The 2,710-nt window shown below is 58.7% G+C and carries 2 protein-coding genes; both read left to right on the top strand.

Annotated features, from left to right (window positions below):
* Nucleotides 1–658, top strand: a 658-nt coding sequence (purM, locus tag HFM78_RS15135; protein ID WP_287130290.1) for a phosphoribosylformylglycinamidine cyclo-ligase, incomplete at its 5' end; no start/stop codon positions are given.
* A 23-nt stretch (nucleotides 659–681) separates the two neighbouring features.
* Nucleotides 682–2,710: hypothetical protein (locus HFM78_RS15140; protein WP_287130291.1), on the top strand; the 2,029-nt coding region annotated here is incomplete at its 3' end.

The raw sequence follows: 2,710 nt of genomic DNA on the forward strand, positions 1-2,710 counted from the left end.
GGTGGGCTGTCAGCAGGCGGGCTGTGCGCTGTTGGGAGGAGAGACAGCGGAGATGCCGGGGTTTTATCCGGCGGGTGAGTATGATTTGGCGGGATTTTGTGTGGGGCTGGTGGAGCGGGAACGACTCTTGGATGGTCACTTGGTCGGCCCGGGGGACAAAATTTTGGGGCTGGCGAGTTCGGGATTGCATAGTAATGGGTTTAGCCTAGTCCGCAAGATTGTAGAGACAGCCCAAGTAGACCTCCATAGTCCCTTTCCTGGTCAGAAGATGACAGTGGGCGAAGTCTTGCTCACGCCGACTCGGATCTATGTCAAATCCGTCTTGGCCTTCCTGCGCTCGGACCTACCCCTGCATGGACTGGCCCACATCACCGGGGGTGGACTGTTGGAGAATGTGCCGCGCATCCTGAGACCGGGACTCTGTGCCCAAATTGAGCGCGGTAGTTGGCAGGCTCCTCCGGTCTTTGGTTGGTTACAGGAATTAGGCCAACTCGAACAACGGGTTTTGGATGAGACTTTTAATCAGGGTCTGGGGATGGTGGCAATTGTCCCGGCAGCAACAGCAGCGGCGAGTGTAGCTTTTTTTGAGGAACAAGGCGTTCCTGGCGCGGTCATTGGTACGGTGGTCCCTGGCGAAACGGGGGTCAAGCTAGTCTAGGTTGGTTGGCGCGTGGGGTGGTCATGGGTAGCAGCCACAGGGGACGGCGGGGGTTCTCTTTACTTTTTGTCCTTTTGGTCGGGGTCTTGCTAGTCGCGCTGGCGGGATCGCTCTTGGTCCTTAGTAATAGTCAGTCTCAGCGCACGGTCGCGGGGCGAGAACGACTGCTAGCAGAGACGAGTGCGGAGAGTGGGCTGGGTCAAATGGTGGCGGTTTTTCGGGAGGGCCTGCTGGGTCTGGGACAGGACGGCAACGCGCCCCCAGAGTCGGCGGAGGACCCCTATGTTTTTAACCTGGGTGCCCAGTTTTATTTCGGGGCCACGCTCATAGATGGTAATGAGTTGGTCTTGGATAGTTATCTCGATGACCGTCCCTTGGCAACGGACTTTGAGCAGGTAGTGGAGCGGGCACGGGGTCGTCAATTTGACCAGCAGTGGTGGCTCTATAGTTTGGGTGAGGTGCAGTGGCGGCCCCTCGATATCCCGGAATTGATTGCAAATGAGGGCATTGCCCGGATTGCCGAACGGGACATGGTTGTGGTCGGGGAAGCTTTCAGTGCCTTGGGCTACCGGAGTCAACGTCAAGTCCGTGCCCGTAATCTCGGCTTCTATGTGGATTTCAATGATCCTCTGGTGGGCCTGAAACCCGCCGCCGCTGTTGCTCTAGTCCCCGTCCTAGGCTACGACACCAGCCAAAACAAGCAATCTATCCTTGCCATCATCGGCAGCCTGTCGAGTCCCAGCCCGGTCAAGTTTGAGGGACCCCTCATCGTGGATACCCAGGAGGTCACTGACAAGGCAATTCGTTCGCGGGGACAGGCGGAGTTGAGTTTCACCCGCTCCTTGGAGACCAGCGAAGATAACAAAACTCTCTATCCCACGGTGAGCAAACCCAACGAGGGCTTCTGGCAGATTGGCGCGGGCGTGAGCGAAATAGACCCCCAAACTAAGAGCATCCAGCCCCAGACCTTACCCACTGACCGACGCAATACCCTCCAACTAGACCTCTCGTTCGCCCAAGCCTTGGGTGCCTTGGGGACGACCTTTGGCGGCGAGTTCAAAAGTGATGAGGATATCTTGGCTGCCGATGGCGCGTTGCTCTACGACAGTGCGAATGGGCATTTTGACCTGAGTAAGCTCCGTAACGGTATCCTGCACATCACGACCAAACCGCTTCTGCTTACCGAGGAGAAATTTAAAGCCTTCACCTACAGCGGACGGGGCACCATCGTCATCACCGCCCCCGGTCCCCAGGGTTTGGTCGTCCGCAATGCCAGTCTTGTCCCCCGCGATGACGACCCCAACGCCAGCCTCAGTATTATCGCCGCCCCCGAACCTCAACCAACCTCGCCGGACCTGCCCTTTGGCGTCACCGCCACGGTGCCCTCATCCGTCGAACTAAGTTTCCAGTCGCCCTTGGTTCCCCAGACGGTCCTCGCTGACAGTCAAGACCGGGTGGTGACCTTTGATTGCAGCCCCAGTTCCCGACTGGCCTCCCTGGACCCCCTCATCCCCACGGACCCCCAGGTACGGCGGACCAACGGGGTCATTACCGTGGGCCAACTGAGTATCCCCCAATCCAGCCGTGCCTACGCCCTCGGGGATACCTGTGTCGTCCTCGCCCGACTCCAGCGCGACCAAACTGAGGTGATTCTCTCCTTTGGCAGTGATCCTCAAGGGGGTCGTCTCCAGCCCCAGTTACTTTTCAACGCTCGCTCCGTCCCCCTGCAACGAGTCCAGGCCGAGATCTATTCGATGAATCCGGTGATTATCCGCAGTGCGAACCGGATTATTGGGCGGCTGGTGGCTCCCCGGCTACGGATTTTGCCGGGTCCGGCGGGAATTCTGTATGGCGCGGACCAGCTTGATCGTTATCAACTGGACTTTATTTACCGCAATCTCCCGGCGACGGTGGGCAGTTGGCTATTGACCCTGCGCTCCGATATTACTCCCCGGCCCGTACCCCTGCCCATCACCTACCTGGAACCGCGCCAGTGGCGGACCCTACCCGCTTCAGTCTTGACCAACACTGGGGAACAACTGACCATCCCAC

The organism is Candidatus Cyanaurora vandensis (genome assembly GCF_013285555.1).
Classification (GTDB): domain Bacteria; phylum Cyanobacteriota; class Cyanobacteriia; order Gloeobacterales; family Anthocerotibacteraceae; genus Cyanaurora; species Cyanaurora vandensis.